The sequence below is a fragment of the Geminocystis sp. genome (assembly GCF_041753295.1).
Taxonomy (GTDB): Bacteria; Cyanobacteriota; Cyanobacteriia; order Cyanobacteriales; family Cyanobacteriaceae; genus Geminocystis.
This window is the reverse complement of the sequence record NZ_JBGSUU010000085.1, coordinates 20979-40489: the sequence shown is the minus strand read 5'-3', so window position 1 is coordinate 40489 and position 19511 is coordinate 20979. Positions and strand designations below refer to the sequence as shown.

General features: G+C 31.8%; 11 protein-coding genes. 5 read left to right on the top strand and 6 right to left on the bottom strand.

Features of this window, described 5'->3' with window-relative positions; genetic code table 11:
- Positions 1–64: 64 nt before the first annotated feature.
- The 3 genes from ACEW8E_RS09645 to pyk all read left to right on the top strand — a co-directional run bounded on the left by ACEW8E_RS09645 (position 65) and on the right by pyk (position 4228).
- On the top strand, positions 65–613 hold the full coding sequence (locus ACEW8E_RS09645) for a hypothetical protein (protein WP_373480129.1): 549 nt from the start codon (positions 65–67) through the stop codon (positions 611–613).
- 77 nt (positions 614–690) lie between these two features.
- Positions 691–2139 (top strand): Asp-tRNA(Asn)/Glu-tRNA(Gln) amidotransferase subunit GatA, encoded by a 1449-nt coding sequence (gatA, locus tag ACEW8E_RS09640; RefSeq protein WP_373480128.1) that lies wholly within the window; start codon positions 691–693, stop codon positions 2137–2139.
- Positions 2140–2440: 301 nt separating this feature from the next.
- Positions 2441–4228 (top strand): pyruvate kinase, encoded by a 1788-nt coding sequence (gene pyk, locus ACEW8E_RS09635; RefSeq protein ID WP_373480127.1) that lies wholly within the window; start codon positions 2441–2443, stop codon positions 4226–4228.
- A 54-nt stretch (positions 4229–4282) separates the two neighbouring features.
- Here the strand turns inward: pyk and ACEW8E_RS09630 are convergent, their stop codons facing one another.
- Positions 4283–5866 carry an iron uptake porin gene (locus ACEW8E_RS09630; protein WP_373480126.1) on the bottom strand — a complete coding sequence of 528 codons (1584 nt, stop codon included), beginning with the start codon at positions 5864–5866 and terminating at the stop codon, positions 4283–4285.
- Between the two features lie 203 nt (positions 5867–6069).
- On the opposite strand from ACEW8E_RS09630, the gene ACEW8E_RS09625 reads away from it, so the two are divergent.
- Positions 6070–11427: a translocation/assembly module TamB domain-containing protein gene (locus ACEW8E_RS09625; protein ID WP_373480125.1), complete on the top strand. Its 5358-nt coding sequence runs from the start codon at positions 6070–6072 to the stop codon at positions 11425–11427.
- A 225-nt stretch (positions 11428–11652) separates the two neighbouring features.
- Here ACEW8E_RS09625 and ACEW8E_RS09620 read toward each other — a convergent pair whose 3' ends face one another.
- The 4 genes from ACEW8E_RS09620 to ACEW8E_RS09605 form a co-directional block, all read right to left on the bottom strand.
- Complete coding sequence (locus ACEW8E_RS09620; RefSeq protein ID WP_373480200.1) at positions 11653–12525, bottom strand: aldose epimerase; 873 nt, start codon at positions 12523–12525, stop codon at positions 11653–11655.
- Entirely contained in the window at positions 12525–13211 is a 687-nt protein-coding gene (locus tag ACEW8E_RS09615; protein ID WP_373480124.1) for a diacylglycerol/polyprenol kinase family protein, read from the bottom strand. Before ACEW8E_RS09615 ends, ACEW8E_RS09620 begins: the two co-directional genes overlap by 1 nt.
- Complete coding sequence (locus ACEW8E_RS09610; RefSeq protein WP_373480123.1) at positions 13201–14580, bottom strand: IctB family putative bicarbonate transporter; 1380 nt, start codon at positions 14578–14580, stop codon at positions 13201–13203. Before ACEW8E_RS09610 ends, ACEW8E_RS09615 begins: the two co-directional genes overlap by 11 nt.
- A gap of 268 nt (positions 14581–14848) precedes the next feature.
- Positions 14849–15640 carry a hypothetical protein gene (locus ACEW8E_RS09605; protein WP_373480122.1) on the bottom strand — a complete coding sequence of 264 codons (792 nt, stop codon included), beginning with the start codon at positions 15638–15640 and terminating at the stop codon, positions 14849–14851.
- A gap of 294 nt (positions 15641–15934) precedes the next feature.
- Here ACEW8E_RS09605 and ACEW8E_RS09600 point away from each other — a divergent pair, with 294 nt between their 5' ends.
- Positions 15935–18412: an alpha/beta hydrolase gene (locus ACEW8E_RS09600; protein WP_373480121.1), complete on the top strand. Its 2478-nt coding sequence runs from the start codon at positions 15935–15937 to the stop codon at positions 18410–18412.
- Between the two features lie 122 nt (positions 18413–18534).
- Here ACEW8E_RS09600 and murB read toward each other — a convergent pair whose 3' ends face one another.
- A complete protein-coding gene (gene murB / locus ACEW8E_RS09595) occupies positions 18535–19464 on the bottom strand; it encodes a UDP-N-acetylmuramate dehydrogenase (RefSeq protein ID WP_373480120.1) in 930 nt (309 codons plus the stop codon).
- Positions 19465–19511 lie beyond the last annotated feature (47 nt).

Genomic DNA, 19511 nt, shown 5'->3' with positions numbered 1-19511 from the left:
GTATTTTCAAATATTAAAAATTATGAAGATAAGGTACTATTTCTCTAAATATTTATTATCAGTCTTGACTATATTTAATAGCTTATTTTTATCCTGTTATTATTCCCAAAATGTTTTAGCAGAAAATGTTATTAATCCTCAAAAATGTCCTGATAATTTAGAAAATTTAGGGGATTTATTAGTTAAAGATTTAGCCGATTATGGTAATCGAATTATCCAGCGAAATCGTATTTTTTCTCATGATTTAGAGTTTTTTCCTATCTATATAATTACAGTGGGTAAAACAGACTTACAACCTTTACCGTTAAAACAAACTCAGTATAAAAGTCCCATCAAATTACAAGAGGAAGATCCAGTTAAACAGATTTTTTTTACAACATTGGAAAGGCAATATTCAAGCAATAATCGTATTATTGAAACCCAAAATTTTCACTGGTTATTATTAACAAAAACTCCTCAAGGATGGAGAATGATTATGTTATTAACTAAATTGGGTTATCCTAATGATAGTCAAAACTTTATTTCATCTCCTCCTCGTGATAGTAGTGATGGCATAATTGCACAGAGTGTGAAACTTTGGTTAAGAGATTGTCAACAATTTTCTAATAATTAATCCATAAAACGATGACAATACTGCCCTAATCATTGAATAATAGATATTAATAATTTAAAGTATCAAGTAATTAATTCATGACTTCTATAAGTGAGTTACATCAAGCCATTAAAAGTAAAAAACGTTCTGCAGTGGAAATTACCACAGAATATTTAAACACTATTGAAAAATTAGAACCACAAATTAAAAGTTTTTTATGGGTGACGAAAGATTTAGCCCTAGAAACGGCGCAAAAAGTAGATGAAAAAGTGGCTAAAGGGGAAGAAATTAATATCCTCGAAGGAATCCCCATCGCTATTAAAGATAATATGTCCACTAAAGGCATTCCTACCACTTGCGCTTCAAGAATTTTAGAGAATTTTATTCCTAGTTATGAATCTACTGTCACTCAAAAATTAAGAGATAAAGGCGCAGTAATTTTAGGTAAAACTAACTTAGATGAATTTGCCATGGGAAGTTCGACGGAAAACTCAGGTTATCAAGTCACTGCTAATCCTTGGGATATAACTAGAGTACCGGGAGGTTCTTCGGGTGGTTCAGCCGCCGCCGTTGCTGCAAATGAATGCGTGGTGTCTTTAGGTTCAGACACTGGAGGTTCAATTCGTCAACCTGCTTCTTTATGTGGGGTTGTTGGCTTAAAACCTACTTATGGTTTAGTTTCTCGTTTCGGTTTAGTTGCCTATGCTTCTTCTTTAGATCAAATTGGCCCTTTTGCTTATACTGTAGAAGATACCGCTATTTTATTACAGGCCATCGCAGGATATGACAGTAAAGATTCTACCAGTTTAAAAGTAGAAATACCAGACTATACAAAATTTTTCACTACAGATTTAAAAGGCTTAAAAGTAGGAATTATTAAAGAAACTTTTGGAGAAGGATTAGATAATGTTGTTGCCCAAAGTGTTAATCAAGCTATCAAAGAATTAGAGAAATTAGGCGCTCAAGTAAAAGAGATTTCTTGCCCCCGTTTTCGCTATGGTTTACCTATTTATTATATTATTGCACCTTCGGAAGCCTCCGCTAATCTAGCTCGTTATGATGCTGTTAAATATGGCATTAGACACGAAGCTGACAACCTTTTAGAAATGTACACCAGTACCAGATCTCAAGGATTTGGAGCGGAAGTCAAACGGCGTATTATGTTAGGCACTTATGCGTTATCCGCAGGTTACTATGATGCTTATTATCTCAAAGCGCAAAAAGTTCGTACTTTGATTAAAGAAGATTTTGATAACGCTTTTGCTGATGTTGATGTCTTAATTTCTCCCACAGCACCAACCACTGCTTTTAAAGCTGGAGAAAAAACTGATGATCCCCTTAGTATGTATTTATCTGATTTAATGACAATTCCCGTCAATTTAGCTGGTTTACCCGGCATGAGTATTCCTTGCGGTTTTGATAGTCAAAATTTACCCATCGGAATGCAATTAATTAGTAATGTTTTACGAGAAGATGTCTTATTTAAAGTCGGTTACGCTTATCAACAAGCCACTGATTGGCATACCAAACGCCCGAATTTAAGTTAGGAGATAGGAATTAGGAGTAATGAGTAATGAGTAATGAGTAATGAATAATGAATAATGAGTAATGAGATAGAAGTTAGAAAGGAAAAGGGGGAGTTAGGAAGAATGTTGAATAGTGTCTATAAACTCATTATTTAAAACCTGACACCTGATACCTGATACCTGACACCTGACACCTTTTTTTAGACATAATTTATCACGAACAGAAGTAGTAGAGCCAAATTTTTCTTTATTTCTAACTCCCAACTTTTATCTCATCCATGTTAAGGTATAATATTTGATTACGTTTTATGAGTAATATTTGGTGATGTCTGACAAATTTTCCCACCGTACTAAAATTGTAGCCACTGTTGGCCCTGATTGTGCTAATCCCGAAACTTTACGTCAAATGATTCTCGCAGGCGCTAACACTTTTCGTCTTAACTTCTCTCATGGTACTCATGAAGTACATCAACGCAGTATTCGTCTGATTCGTCAAGTAGAAAATGAACTTAATATACCTATTGGTATTTTACAAGATTTACAAGGTCCTAAAATTCGGTTAGGGAAGTTTAACTGTGGCTCTATTGAAATAAAAGAAGGCGATCGCTATATATTAACCAGTAGGGAAGTAGAATGTAATCAAGAAATTGGTTGTATTAGCTATGAAAACTTAGCGGAGGAAGTACCAGTTAATGCACGAATCTTAATTGATGACGGTAGAGTGGAAATGGTAGTTAAAGCCATTGATTTAGAAAAAAAAGATTTGCATTGTCAAGTGGTGGTAGGAGGAGTACTTTCGAGTAATAAAGGAGTAAACTTTCCCAATGTTTATTTATCCGTAAAAGCATTAACAGATAAGGATAAAATAGATTTAATGTTCGGATTAGATCAAAAAGTGGATTGGGTAGCATTAAGTTTCGTTCGTAATCCTCAAGATGTATTAGAAATAAAAGACTTAATCAGTGGTGCGGGAAAATCTACTCCTGTCATCGCCAAAATCGAAAAACATGAAGCCATTGAGCAAATGGAAGAAATTCTATCTTTGTGTGATGGAGTGATGGTAGCAAGAGGAGATTTAGGGGTAGAATTACCAGCAGAAGACGTGCCAATTTTACAAAAACGCTTAATTCGTACTGCCAACCGTCTCGGTATTCCCATCATCACCGCTACCCAGATGTTAGATAGTATGGCAAATAGTCCAAGCCCTACCCGTGCAGAGGTTTCAGACGTTGCTAACGCCATTTTAGACGGTACAGATGCAGTGATGCTTTCCAATGAAACTGCTGTAGGCAAATATCCCGTTTTAGCAGTGGCTACCATGGCGAAAATTGCCGCTAGAATTGAACAAGAAAGAGACAATATTGTTGCACCCTATAACGATAATTTTGATAACGAGAATATCTCTACAGCCATCGCTGCCGCCGTCAGTCAAATAGCGAAAAAACTTCACGCATCCGCCATTATGACATTAACCAAAACTGGTGCAACTGCTCGTAATGTCTCCAAATTTCGCCCTCAAACCCCTATTTTTGCTATTACTCCCCATGTGAGTGTTTCTCGTCAATTACAGTTAGTTTGGGGTGTTAAACCATTACTATTATTAGATTTGCCCGGACTAAGACAAGTATTTCAAGCCGCTATTAACGTAGCTAGAGAAAAAAATTTACTTCACGATGGCAACTTAGTAGTTATGACAGCAGGTACATTACAAGGTGTAGCTGGTTCAACGGATTTAATTAAAGTAGAAATCGTCAAAGGTTTACTGAGCGAAGGAATTGGCATTGGACAGGGGGAAATAACAGGTAGGACAAAAGTAATTCAAGATGTCAGTCAACTAAATAATTTTAACACAGGAGATATATTAGTAACCAAAGCTACAGATAATCAATATGTTGACGCTATGCGCATTGCAGGGGCTATTGTTACCGAAGAAACAGGAATAAGATCCCATGCCGCTCAAATAGGGATGCGTCTTGGTATTCCCGTTATTGTGGGGGTAAAAGAAGCCACCCGTTTGATTCGAGATGCTAGTTTTATTACCTTAAAAGTAGAGCAAGGTTTAGTTTACCTCGGCACTGATGGCAGTAAAGGAGGAGATGTTGATAATTGATAATTAATAGTTGATAGTTAAAAATAATTCTTTATTCCTAATTCCTAAAACCAGTTAAAATTTAAAAGTAGTTCTAATAACCCCCACCCAGATGGCATCATTGCGACTGTCATGGTTAGGATTTAATACAACATAAGCTCCCGGAGTGATAGTAATATTCTCACTTACCGGATATTTATATTGTAATTCTAATAAATAAGAGGTGTTTCGATCATCAGAATCTTTAGGAGGCATACCACCATCAAGGGATAATACTGCTCCTTCTTTACCTAAATCAACAAAAGAAATACTACCTGCCCATGTCCATAATTGGCTATTATCACGAGCGCCTCTACCTGTTGTTTGAGGTTGAAGATTATTTGCTGAAGCATAACCTCCCCAACCAGAAATATTAACTTTTTTGGCAATAAACCAACTACCTTGTAAACCAACACGATGGGCATTAACCGCACTACCTGCAAAAGGATCTCTACCTATAGGACTTCCTGTACTATCAGTTAAATTTACTTGTCCTTGAGGTTCATAAGTATAAAGGTATGCTAAAGATAGTTTTAAAGGTTGAGAAGGAGAAAAACCGATTTGAGCACCAGTACTAAATGCACCATTGAAAAACCCCCTGCCCTCTTCAGGATTAGAGGCATTTCGAGCTACATAAAGAGTATTAAAATTCCATTGATCACTTAATTTAACTTTTATACCACCTCCTGTACCTTCAGGGCCACGAAATACGAGGGGATTTCGACGCAAAAAACGAGTTAGTGTACCAGTAGCATCACTTTCTAAATAAGGGTTATCCACATCAAATACTTTATCAATATTCATAGCATTTGTACCGATAAAAGCAGTCACTTTTTTACCCACAGGGAAGCGATAAAATAAATCATCTAACACCACATCACTGTTTGTATTGGTATCATAGCTTAACCGTGTCATGTCTGTATTGCCATCAAAAGCCCGAATATTTCCTGCCTGAATCCGCACCCTTAATCTATCTTTACCCGTAAAACTGGTATCAAAATTAAAACGACTACGGTAACTAAATACAGCTTGATTTTCATCCACAGGATTTGCTCTTTTTGTCAAGCCATCATAACTAGAAGTATCAGAGTTAAAGGCACTAGCTAAACTCATTATCACTTCACCGCTAAGTTTTGTGGTGGTAGAAAATTGATTATCTTCTAAGAAAGCAACTCTACCTTCTAAGTTATCAACCCTTGCACCTAATGTGGCTAATTCTGTTTCAAATTCTGTCATTAATCGCTTAAATTTCTCAATATCTTCTTTTAAAATTGACTCACTAGAAGCAATTAAGCGTTCTATTTGTTGCATACAAGCATTTAAACCTGCAGCGAATTCATAACGACTTAAAGCTCGATTTCCCCTGAATGTTTTATCAGGATAACCCACTATACACCCATAACGTTCCACAAGGGTTCTTAAGGCTTCAAACGCCCAATCCGTAGGGAATACGTCCCTTAATTGAGAGACGGAAGTGACTTGCCCGAAGGAGTTACTGTCAATATCGAAAGAAGCTGTATCTGTGTCTATTTCCAAGGCATTAATAGGGGATGCCAACAAACATGAGGTTAACGCCGTTAAAGGAGTTATCCATGACAATTTATTTTGAGAGAGTAACATTAATTCTTCACACCAAAATTAAAATTAATTGACTTTTATATTCAATAAAGTATAACTAAAATAAAACTTTATTGCAAATAAATCTTAATAACGTGGACGGATTAGGAAAATGGGGAAAAAGAAAAAAAGACAGCAGGAGAAGTCAGAGGAAAAGAGAATGAGGTAAGCTAAGAGTTAATGCTTCTAAGATTTCGGTGTTTGTTATGATAAATGCTTCAGATTACCCTATTTCAGAAAATCCAGAAGGAAACCAAGAATATCAGGAATTAGTAAAATGTCATAATTTTTGGCGTTGGTTTATTTATTTAGCATTGGTATCTTTAGGGGGGGGGTTGAGTTATGGTTGGTATTTTCTCACCCAAAAATTAATCCCTATGGTGGAAAAACCAGTTAGTAATTATCTTTCTCGCCCTGTTAAATTAGGTAAGATAGAAGCAATTAGTTTAACGGGAATTAGGCTAGGAAAAAGTAGTATTGAAACCACCGACAACGAGAATGATTTTTTGATAGCCGAAGGGGTAGAAATTAGTTTAAATCCGTTAAAGTTATTAGAGAAAAAAGTCGATTTAAGCATTACGATTATTAATGCTAATGGTTATTTGCAACAGGATAAAAATAATAATTGGATTAGTTTAAAGTTAAATAAAGATAACCAAAATTCTTCAGGATGGTATTTTAGTGTTAATAATATTGAGGTTAAAGATAGTAATTTAAGCATCAAGAGAAATAATTATTTATTACCAAATTTATCAACATCATCGATTAATAAAGTTGAAATTCCCTTGGGTAATATTTTTTTTGAGAAGAATCAATTATTTTTTGATGTTAGAGGAAAATTAGTTAATGGTAATAATATTCAAGTTAATGGTTTACATAAATTTTCTTCGGGAGAATGGTTATTAAAAATTAATAGTGAAAATTTAGCGACAAATACTCTTAATAATTTCTTGATTCTTCCTGTGGATATTAATGCTGGAAGTGTTAAAGGAAACGTTAATTTAAGATTTTTGGAAAATAAATTAGATGATATTCAAGGAGATATTAGTTTTAATCAGGTTAATGTTAAATTACCTAATTTTGTTGATGAGTTAAAAGGTAGTCAAGGAAAAGTTAGGTTTCATAATCAAGAAATTAAATTAGAAAAGATTAATACTAATTTAGGTTTAATTAATACAGATGTTAACGGATTTATCCATAAAAATCATCAGTTAAATATTCAAGCTAACACCACCAAACCCCTAGAGATAAAAAATGTACTTTCTTCCTTAAAATTAAATAATAGTAATTTAGTTACCAAAGGTAAAGTTGAAGGAAAAATCAATATTATTGGAGATATTCATAAACCAAAAATAGAAGTAGATATTGTTAATGCAGGAGTTACGGAAGTTAATCAAATTCCTTTGGATAAAGTTACGGCTAATTTAGAGATTTATAATCATCAATTAAATATTAAAAATCTTAATTTACTGCCGATTATAGGAGGAGAAGTTACTGCAAAAGGCAACATTAATTTATTAGGGAAAAAAGATGATGGTTTTAGTATTGATTGGCAAGGAAAAAATATTGAAGGCGAAAAGTTAGCTTCTATTTATCAACAAGAGTTACCGATTAATGTTGGTTTAATTTCTGGTAACTATAACTTATCAGGAAACTGGCAAGAATTTAATCAAGCTAAGTTAACAGGTTTTTCTACAGTGGAGTTAGGAGGAGGAAAAGCGAATATTAGTAATTTGGAGATTAACCATGATACATGGGGAGGAAAAGTTACTTTGTCTGGAGTAAAGTTAACACAATTACCGAATATTGATTGTCAAAAAATTGGTTGCGATAATTCGTTATTAAATGGAGAGTTTTTGGTATCGGGTAGTAATAATAAAATTGATGTTAAAAATATAGACTTAAAAGGAAATTTTGATTTTAACTTAGCTGGAGGAAGAGTTAGTTTAGAAAAAACTCGAATAAAGGAAGGTAACTGGCAAACATTGATGACAGCAGAGAATCTTCTTTTTTCACAACTACCATTAATTAATTTAAACTCTTTACCATCTCAGATGAAAGGAGGAAAAGTTAATGCAAATTTAGATATAAAGGGTAATGTTAGTCAAAGTGAGGAGATTAATATTCAAGGAAAAGGAAAACTGAATTTACCGAAAGGAATTATAAATATTAATAATTTTAGTTTAGTAAAAGATGATTTTATTGCACAAACGAAGACGATGAATTTTCCTTTAGATAATATGGGGAATAATTTTCGTGGGGATGTTAGTAGTGAGATAACTTTGAGAGGAAATATTAATAATTTAACAGCAGAAAATCTTAACCTTGATGGTGATTTAGTTTTTAGTAAAGGGATTAGTGTTATTAAACAACCATTGTCGGCGAATGTATCTTGGGATGGGAAAAAGTTAAAGGTAAATCAAGCCATTAGTGATGGTATTCAAGCTAAAGGAATTATTAATTATGATACTGCTAAACAAACCGTTAAAGATATTAACTTAGGTATTATCGCCAAGGCTATAAATTTAGAAAAACTATCCTTACCCTCTTCTCTTGACTTATTGAATTATCAAGGTTTAGTTGACTTTCAAGGAAATCTGCAAGGAAATGCATCTCAACCAAAATTAGCAGGAAATGTCATCGTTAATAATTTTCAACTGGCTAATTTGACATTTACAACTTTGACAGGGAGTTTAACTAATTCTGTTGGGGAAGGATTAAATTTACAATTAAATTCTCAAAATGAAACAGAAGCAGATAAATTTTATTTACAACTAGATAGTAACAATCAACCTCAATTTATAGATTTACAAAGAAAGACGACTAAAATCAAGGGAATAAAAGATAATGACAACTTTAATATTAATGCCATCAATATTCCTTTAGAGAAAGTAACAAAAAATTGGTTAAGTTATCTTCCCTTTGAGATAAAGCAAATAGGAGGTAATCTTTCAGGGGAAGTAAATATAAATTTAACTAACTATGATTTCACTTCGCCGAATATCATCATTGAAAAACCAACAGTAAATAATTTACAAGGAGATATTTTTATTACTCAACTTTCTTCCTCTGAAGGGGTGATTAAAATTGAGGAAGGAAAATTAAATCATCAAAAAAATGAGTATCTTTTCAATGGAGAATTGCAACCCTTTGGAGAGAATCCGCAGCTTAAAGCTAAGTTGGATATAAAAGAAGGAGATATTCAAAATTTTCTGAGTAGTTGGCAAATTTTCGAGTTAAAAGATATTGCTACAGGAATTCAACCTCGTGAGTATGGTAAAGCTAAAGATTTATATTTAGACAAAAATTTATCTTCTCCTCCTCTTCCTTTATCGAATAGTGAGGAAAAAACTTTATCTTCTCCTCTTCTTCCTTTAACTAATAGTGAGGAAAAAACTTTACCTTCTCCTCTTCTTCCTTTACCGAATAGTGAGGAAAAAACTTTACCTTCTCCTCCTTCTGCTTCTCTAATGAATAAAGAAACAAAACCATTAGCTTCTATTCAAGGGGATGAAAATTCTTTATTAAATACTTTGACTTTTTTCCGCAAAATAGAGAGGCAATTAAAAGAAATCGAAATAAGTAGAATTAATGCTAACTTACCCCCTTTGGAAAATTTACAGGGAAAATTTAGAGGCAGTGTTGATGTGAATGCTTCTGGAAATGAAGGAGTAAAAGCCGAGTTTGATTTGCGAGGAAATAATTGGTTATGGGGAAAATATACTGGAGATTCTTTACAAGCTACTGGTAATTATAATAACGGTTTATTAACTTTATTACCCGTAAAAATTCAGAGTGATAATAGTATTTTATCTTTAACGGGCACTTTTAAGCCTGAAAGAATTTCTGGAGAAGTTAAGCTATCCGATTTTTCTGTTTCTCAACTTAAACAAATAGCTAATTTACCTGATTCTTTAGATATTGAAGGAGTAATTAATGCAAGTATTGCTATTAGTGGTAGTGAAGAAAAACCTTTAGCTAGAGGTAATATCGACATTACTAATTCTAGCATTAACGGTACTAAAATTGATCAAACCACTGCTAGTTTTGGCTTTAGAAACTCTCGTATTGATTTTTTAGCTAATAGTAATTTGACAGAAAATACTCAACCTTTAACTATTATTGGTAGTTTACCTTTTCAATTATTTCCTAATTCTTTAAAACCTGATAATAATGATTTTAAATTAACCTTAAATTTAACTCAAGATGGTTTTGGTTTACTGAGTATTTTTTCTGCTAATCAACTTAATTGGCTTGACGGTAAAGGTAATATTAATTTAGACATTCAGGGTAAATATTATCAAGCTAGAAATGAAATTACTGAGATTGAAACTCAAGGAATTGCTACCTTAGAAAACGGCATTATTGACGGTAAAATTTTAGCGGGTGAATCTATTACTAATATTAATGGAGAAGTTTTATTTAATTTTTCTCAATTAACTATTCCTAATTTAACAGGTAATTTTAGTGGTGGCAATATTATCATTGCTGGTAATTTACCTTTAATCGAAAATAATTTTTCTCAGGATGCTTTAAATATTAGTGTTGATAATTTAGCTTTGGATATTAATAATTTATATCAAGGAAATGCTAATGGAATTATCTCTATTTCTAATAGTGCGATCGCCCCTGAAATTGGTGGTAAGATTAAATTATATAATGGAGAAATAAAAGTTAAAGAAGAGGTAACTAATAAAGAGAATAATAATGAGAATCAAAAAAGTATTTTAGTGATGCCTAGTATTAATAATTTACAATTAATTTTAGGAGAAAATATTATTATTAGTCAACCACCATTATTAAACTTAAAAGCAGAAGGAAATATTAAAATTAATGGAAACTTAAACAACTTAAAACCAGAAGGAATTATAAGTTTAAACTCAGGGAATCTTAATCTTTTTACCAGCCAGTTAAAACTTGCAAATAATTATGATAATATTGCTAAATTTATTCCCGAAAACGGCTTTATTCCTTACTTAGACTTACAATTAGAAGGGCGTGTTACGGAAACAAGTCGTTATCAATTAGTAGATAATTCCACCCCTAATGAAATTCAAGATATATCTAATTCATCCTTAAATACTGCACAAACAATTAGAATAAAAGCTAATGTAAAAGGTTGGAGTAATAACTTAACAAATAACATAGAATTAAGTAGTAGCCCCCAAAGAAGTCAAGGTGAAATTATATCTCTTTTAGGGGGAGGATTTTTTAATAATTTTGCCGAAGGAGATAGTAATATAGGGTTAGCAAATTTAGCTAGTGCAGCAGTTATTGGAAGTGTACAAGGACAGTTACAAAAAGCATTCGGATTTGATCAATTAAGGTTATTTCCTACTCAAATACTTAACCCTGAAAAACGTACATCGAGTTTTGCTTTAGGGGGAGAATTAGGTTTAGATATAACAGATAATTTGTCTATTTCTATTACTAAAATATTGACCAATGAACAAGATCCACAGTATAGTATTAGATATAGGATAAATGATCAAACTATTTTAAGAGGTTCAACGGATTTACAACAAGATAGTAGAGGGGTAATAGAATTTCAACATCGTTTTTAACCAAAACTATTTCATTTTGATAGAAAAAGATTTGTTTCAGTTTCTTGTTATTAATTGATGTTATGCAAAAATAGAATTAATTTTACCTACTTACTTAACATCTCACTACCAAATCCATTGATTTTTGTCAAACCGTTAAATCTCCATAACTTTTTACTTCAATCATTTTCATTAAACCTGATACCTGAAACCAATACTGAATACCTAAGTTTTATAACTTATTAATTAGTCTTTAATTACTTCAATAACAATACTTGCTTGATAATTTTCTTCTTTATCTAAGTAGTTTAATTGTTCTCCTGTGTTAAGGGCATTACGAGGCGCACTCCAAGGCTCAATACAAACGAAATCTTTATCTTTCAATGTCCAAAATACGAGAGTTGAGAATAAATCACTGTAAGTAATATCTATTTTTAAGTTACGTTTACCATCAATAAAAGATGCTTTATTACTATCAATTTTGGTAAAAGCAATATCTATTTCTGGTAAAGAATAATCTAGTTTTCCGTTAAATGGATAAGTTTTATTGGCATTTTTATTATAGTATTCTGTAGCTGGAATTTCTAATATTAATTGACTTTTATCGCCACAAAAAAAGTAAGGATGAAAACCGACAGAAAAGGGCATTTTTTCCTTTGATTTATTAGTGTATAGTTGCTCTATAATTAGCTTATTTCCTGCTAATTTATAGGTAAATTTAAGCTCAAATTCAAAGGGATAAACCTTCAGAGTTTCAGGGTTACTTGTTAAAGATAAAACGAGGTTGGCGCTATCATCTGTAGATTGACGAATAACTTGCCAAGGTAAATCTCTAGCAAAACCATGTTGTTTTAAAATATACTCTTTTTCTTGATAGTGGAAAATATTATCAGGCAAGTTACCACAAATAGGAAATAGTATGGGAATTCCGCCTCTAACACTTAATTGAGGGTTTTTAAATCTTTCTTGATCTAAGTATAATATTTTTTGTCCTTGAATTGTCCAATCTGTAATAATTCCTCCTTTTTCTGGTACAATTTCTAACCGAGAATTTGTTTCTAAATCTTTTAATATATAGGTTAAATAATCTTCTTGTTTGATAGCGATATTAAACATAATTAGAGAGAGAAAAATTGTTGTAAATAATAAATTAAAATTCCACCAAAAACTGGTACAGTCAAATTATCAATGCCGATATAAGAAATAGTTTCTAAGATAGTAACAAAAATACCAACTATTAAAGCAATTATCATATTTTCTAGTTGCCAATTATCGGTATAAGTTAACACTATTACGGTTATCAATATACTAACAAAAGTCATGGTTAATGAACCTTCCCAACTTTTTTTATTTCCCCATACTTGATAAGAATTTTTCCCCCATTTTTTCCCGATTAATGCTGCCATACCATCGCCATAACTCATGATTAAAATTCCCATCACGGTATATTGTTGTTGTCCATTTTCCCAAAAGAATCCTGTTAAAATACCTATACTCATAGCATAAAATAATGTACCTAAACTTTTTCTTCCTACTCCGTTAACGCTAGGTAATATGGGCAAAAAATAAGATGTGATGGCAACAAAAGAAGCTATGATAGACGCAAAGATAATAATAAAAGTGGGAATATGAAACCACCATGCCAATAGAATAACGTTACCAGTGCCGATGTGAACAATTTTACGAGTAAACTCACTATCAACTTTTGTGTAACGACGAGAAAATTCTGCGATTATTAATAAGATAGTAATATAAATAGTAACAATGGCAATAGGGAAATAATAAGTAGATAAATCAGTTAACATGATTCTTGGTAGAGGAATTGAAGACAGGAAAAGAGGCAATAATAGCGACACATAACCACCATAACGTATTAATTTGAGGGCGATACCAAACCGTATCAACTAAACCTTGAGTTGCTAAACCAGCTATAGCAGCTAAAGAAGCAATTATAACCATAGCTTGGGAATTATTTTTCGGTTTCATATATTTAATAATTCCTATTCCTCGATAAAAAGTTGCACAAATAACTCCTAGAAAGCTAAGAATACCTATAATTCCAGTTTCGAGAGTGATTTCAAGAAAAATGGAATAAGCACTTAAAGCGGTGAATTTGGTTTGCATATAGTTAGGGTAAATTTTATTAAAAACCTCATTACCCGGTCCTATTCCGATTAAAGGTGAATCTTGAAACATTTTAAATGCAGCTGTCCACACATTGATACGAAAATTATTACTACTGTCTCCTCTACCAGAAAAAATACTTAAAATTCTCAACCTCAAAGTTTCACTAAAAATAGCGCCAACTCCGAGTAAAGCGAAAAAACCACCAATGGCGATGGGTATTAACCATTTACGCCAAAAAGGAGTTAAATATTCATTCCACCAAAATTTTAACCCTAATAAAAAAATAATTCCAGTGACAAATAAAGCAATCCATGAGCCACGACTTCCAGTAAAATAAACACAAGCGGTATTAATAGCTAAGAGGAAACCAGCGAAGATTTTTTGAGGTAAAGTTTGCCAAAGTATTAAAGCAGCTACGGAAAAAGCCACAGCGGGAATTAAATAACTACCTAATAAATTAGGGTTGCCTAAATAGCTATAAACCCTTGTCGTATCAGCTAAAGGAGAAGTTGGATCATTCCATGTTGCAAGAGGCTTTACACCGAGAAATTGTTGCCTAATACCATAACTACTAATGATTAAGGAGGTTAAAAGATAAAATGTTGTTATCCATGAAAGTAATTTAGGATGACGAAAAACCCTCGTAGCTAAAGCAAAAAAGAGGAGATAAAGGGTAAATTTGATTAATCCGGAAAAGGCTTCAGATTTGAGAGGAGAAAAAGCCGTTGCTACTACAGAAATTAACCAATAAGCAAAAATCCATAAATGAATGGAAGTGATTTGATTAGTTTTGATTTCAGAAATGGTTAACAATGCCCAAAATATACCACTAGCGAATAAGATTAAACCAATAAGAGTATTATTGGTAAAAGGTGCAGCAATAATGACTAAGCAAATTAAAATAGTCGCAATAATATCTTGATAACCTAAAAGATAACTACTTGATTGCCAATGTGACAATAAACCAATAATTTTCCCAAGGATGCTGGTTTTACGCCAATAGAAAAGAGGTGATTTTGTTTCTTCTGAATATTCTGCTTGAGTCATGTTGAATGTCAATAATTAAGCATCGTGTGATTACGATAAACCATTAAAACATAAATATCGAAAGGCAACGACATCTTGACTTAATTTATTATTGTTTGCAAATGACTTCAATATTTAAGATGATTGTGCATTTTGCTAACTAGAATTGTTGTAACTTTATAAAAAAAAAGCCGTTTTTTATTCCCTTTAATTATGAGTACAAATTAAGTTATTGCTAACATTTTATCCACATTAGCAAAACTTAAATTAAGAGAAAAATTATTGAAAATTATCGAAAATTAGCTAAGAAAGTTTGTCCATCAATAGTCCCTTGTCCGATAATATTATTAATAGAGTTACGACTACCCAACTCAATATTAAAAAATCCTGTTGCCGAAGCCATACCAGAATTATTGACTTGGATTCTGATGCTATAAGCATCTTTTTGAGTTTGTTTTCCCTCAAAATTCATCACATTGCCATTTTTTAAACCTAAAGATATTCTGGCTTTTTGTCGATTATCTACAGTAATAGTGACAAAAGTAATATTTTGAGTTTGACGAGATTGTATATTTAACAAACCCTCACCAGTTTGCTGGATATTCAGGCTATTATTATTCCCACCAGAATTAGAATTGCTGTTATTTTCTCGGAAAAGAAGATTAAAATTTTGTCCATCAAGTCGTCCTTTACCATTTAATAAGGTAATATTATTATTGCGATACTCTAATAAAACATCTCCTGTTGCATCAGCATTACCAGAATTAGTTAGATTAATTCTTACCTGTTGGGAGGTTTGACGAGTAAATGTACCATCAAAGCGAATAGTTTGGTTATTATTTAAGATAATAGCTAAATTTGCTCTATTTCCTTTTAAAGTGACTGAAGCAGAATTGACATTTTGAGCTTTTCTATTACCTAATGTAAATGTGCCTTTTCCTTGACTTAATAAATTAATTTGATTATTTTGAGCTAATACTGGATTTTGAAAATTAGGATAAATAACTCCTAAAGGTGAAAATAATAAAGTTAAACCGATAAAAATACTAGAATATTTGCTAGTTTTAGATTGTAATTTCATCTTTTAAAAATTAATGTAATTCTCGAAATAAGTTAACACTAATCTAACACTTAAATAGCCACAAAGATCATTTCTTTCTTATTTTTTAATAAAAGTTGATATAAAATTTAAGGATTATCATGTTTATCCTAAAAGATTTTAAAATAGTTTTTGATTAATAATCCATTTCTCACGGATGATTTAGAATTAGTATAGGTAAGTTAATAAATTAAATTAATTATGTTTAATTAGCAGTGATTTATCCGCTATAAAATATCACCAATAATTTAGGAATATTATATATAATTATTAATTATGTTAAAAAAATTTTTAATAACCAGTTTTTGTCTAGGGTTAAATATTTTATTTCCTTTACCCATTAAAGCTGCTGAAAAAATTAATTTTGTCTATTCATCACTTATTTTTCCTCTCTCTATTGACTCCTTAGAAAAATTTGCGACTACAGGAGAAATGACTCAAGATTTAAAACAATATACCTCATCATTAGACAAAAACACTTTAGCAGAAATTAGAATTTACCTGAATAAATCTTATAATTTTGAAACCGTTACTTTATCAAAACTTACTCGCACTTCTTTAGGGGAAGATTTACTTAAACAACTAGGAAAAGTTATTTCTACCCATAAAGATAGAAACGGTTTTTATGCCATTAGAGGTGCTATTTTAACTACCGCTAATCAAAAGTCTTTTTGGACAATTTTAGATGTTTTACGCTCTTTTCCCACTGATTATATTTATGTTAATTTAGAATTATTAGTACAATTAAAAGATGATATTTTTATTTATCAAAGTTATAGAGAAGCCGTAGCAAAAGCAATTATTAATCAATCAAATATAGAGAAAGAAAAAGAAGGTATTTTAAACTTAGAAAGTCTCAATAATTTAAGTAAAAAAGGAAAATATAACGTTACAAAAGAAACGATTACTTTAACAAGAGAAGATTTAAGACAGACAAAACAAGGATTTGTCGGAGAATATAATTTTGAGGTAGATTTTTATTTTCCTAGTAATACTGAAGAAAAAAAGCCTCTTATCTTAATATCCCATGGATTTGGTTCATTAAGAGAGAATTTCGCCAACTTAGCCGAACATTTAGCCTCTTATGGCTTTATAGTTGCTATACCTCAACACGTTGGTAGTGACTTACAATATAGAGAAGAATTGTTAAAAGGTACGTTAAGCAGTGCCTTAAGTCCGATAGAATATATAGCAAGGCCTCAAGATTTAAGTTTTATTATCGATAAATTAACATTATTAGCCTCTCAAGACGAAAAATGGCGAAATAGAGTCGATTTAGACAAAATAGGAGCAATCGGAGATTCTTTAGGTGGTACAACAGTTTTATCTTTAGCGGGAGCACCTTTAAATATACCACAACTCAAAGTCGAATGTAGTCAAGATCAGGTGATTGTAAATACTTCATTAATATTGCAATGTCAAGGGAGTCATTTACCACCTCTTGAATATAATTTGCATGACTCAAGAATTAAAGCCGTAATCGCAACTCATCCTCTCACCAGTGGAATTTTTGGATCACAAAGCCTTAGTCAGATTAAAATACCTATTATGATAACAGGAGGTAGTAATGACGTGATTACCCCCGTAGTTATTGAGCAAATTCATCCTTTTATTTGGTTAAAAAGCCCATTTAAACATCTTTTATTTTATCAATCAGGCACTCATTTTAGTTCAACAAAACCAGCGAAAGAATTTACAGCAGATTATTTACCTGAGATTTTAATCGGAAATAATAGAGATGTTACTAGCAATTATTTTCAAGGAATAGCAGTGGCTTTTATGGAAAAATACTTAAATAATAACCAAGAATTTTTACCCTATCTTACTGCTAGTTTTGCTGAATTTTCCAAGGGAAAAAACTTACAAATAAATCAAATAACTAACCTTACTCCAGAAAATATTAAACAAATTTATGGTGATAATTTACCCTTAGAAATAGTACCACCTTTAGTAGTTTCTTTTCCCTTAGAAGATGATTATAATTCAATAATAGAAGAAATTAAAAACACTGGTATTTTAAAAGTAGCTTATCCCCAAAATAATTATCCTTTTGGTTATGTTAATAATCAAGGAAAATGGGGAGGTTTTTGTCAATTTTTAACCAAAGAATTAGCTAGTTATTTAGAAACTCAATTAGATTTACCTTTTCCCCTTGATATAAAAGTTTTTCCTTCTAATATTAATAATCGTTTTAATTTAGTAAAAGAGAATCAAGTTCATTTAGAATGTGGTAGTAATATTATCAGAGAAGAAAATAATCAAGTTAGTTTTTCACTACCTTTTTTCGTCACGGGTAATTACTTCTTAATCCCAAAAACTTTGACTAATAAATTTAATCCTAATCAATCCCTTGAAAATTTCAAAATAGGAGTTTTAAAAAATACTAATACTGATAACTTTTTACAGAATAAATATCCTAAAACTAAACCCATATATTTTGAAGGAATAGAAGGGAAAAAACAAGAAATTGAAGCCTTGAAAAATAATTCTATTGATGCCATTATGGATACTCAAATTTCCTTAGAAAATCAGTTATCTTCTCTAAATAATTCTCAAGATTATCAAATAGTGCCAACTCTACCATTAAATTGTGATTACTACGGTTTACTTTTGCCAAAAGGAGATAAACAATGGATAGAAACTATTAATAATTTCCTCACTAAAGCCTCTTTAACACAAAAATATTTTTCCTCTGAAATTCAATCTAATTTAATTAATAATTTCAACTATTGTCTCAATTTGAATAAAGAATAGATAACGAGGAAAGAGGGAATTAGAAAGAAAACACGGAAAAATATTAAGAAAACAGGGAAAAATATTAAATAGTCTATAAACCCATTATTTAAAACCTAAAATCTGAAACCTACCTTAATTAGTTAAAATTGCCCTAATAATCTTACTTCAGGATGTAATAAGATTGACCATTTTTTCTCAACTTCTTCCTGCACATGATTAATTAAAGTAAAAATATCTCTAGCCGTAGCATTATCAGAATTAATAATAAAATTAGCATGACGATGAGAAACTTGCGCCCCCCCAATTTGACAGCCTTTTAAGCCAATTTGCTCGATTAACCACCCTGCCGCCTTGGGATAAGGATTACGAAAAACACTACCACAGCTAGGCTTATCATAGGGTTGAGTATTTTTACGAATTCTAAAGTTATTAGTAGTAATTTTTAACATTTCTTCCCTTGCCATACCCGATTGTAAGGAGAAACTAGCTTTTAACACTAAGGCTTGTTTATTTTGTAATCTTGAAGAACGATAAGCATATTCTAAATCAGCCCTAGATAAAATTTCAATACTACCATCTCCATAGGCAACTACGGCATTAACTAAAATATCTCCTATACAGCCCTTATGAGCCCCAGCATTCATCACCACAGCTCCCCCAACGGTGCCGGGGATACCTACAGCCCAATCCAAGCCTTGCCACCCTTTTTTTGCGGCTTTCCATGCTAGTTTAGGTAAAGAATATCCTGCCCCAACGGTTATAGTATTACTTTCTTCATCAATGCTATAGTCTTTGAAATGACGAGTGTTTAAAACTAAACCTGAAATACCAGTATCACTCACAAGTAAATTAGAACCAGCACCCAAACAAGTAAAGGGAATTTGTTGTTTTTCTATCCACTCAAAAATAGCTTGAATATCGTCCCATGTTTGTGGCTCAACATACCATTGAGCAATACCTCCCACTCGGTAAGAAGTATATTGAGATAAAGCTACGGAATGATGGATAAGGCATTCACTTCCTTTTAATGAGATAGGACTTTTTAAAGAGTCTGTTTGTATATTTTTCATAACATTTTCACTCCACACAAATTAACCGAAAAGAAGAAGACTGTTGA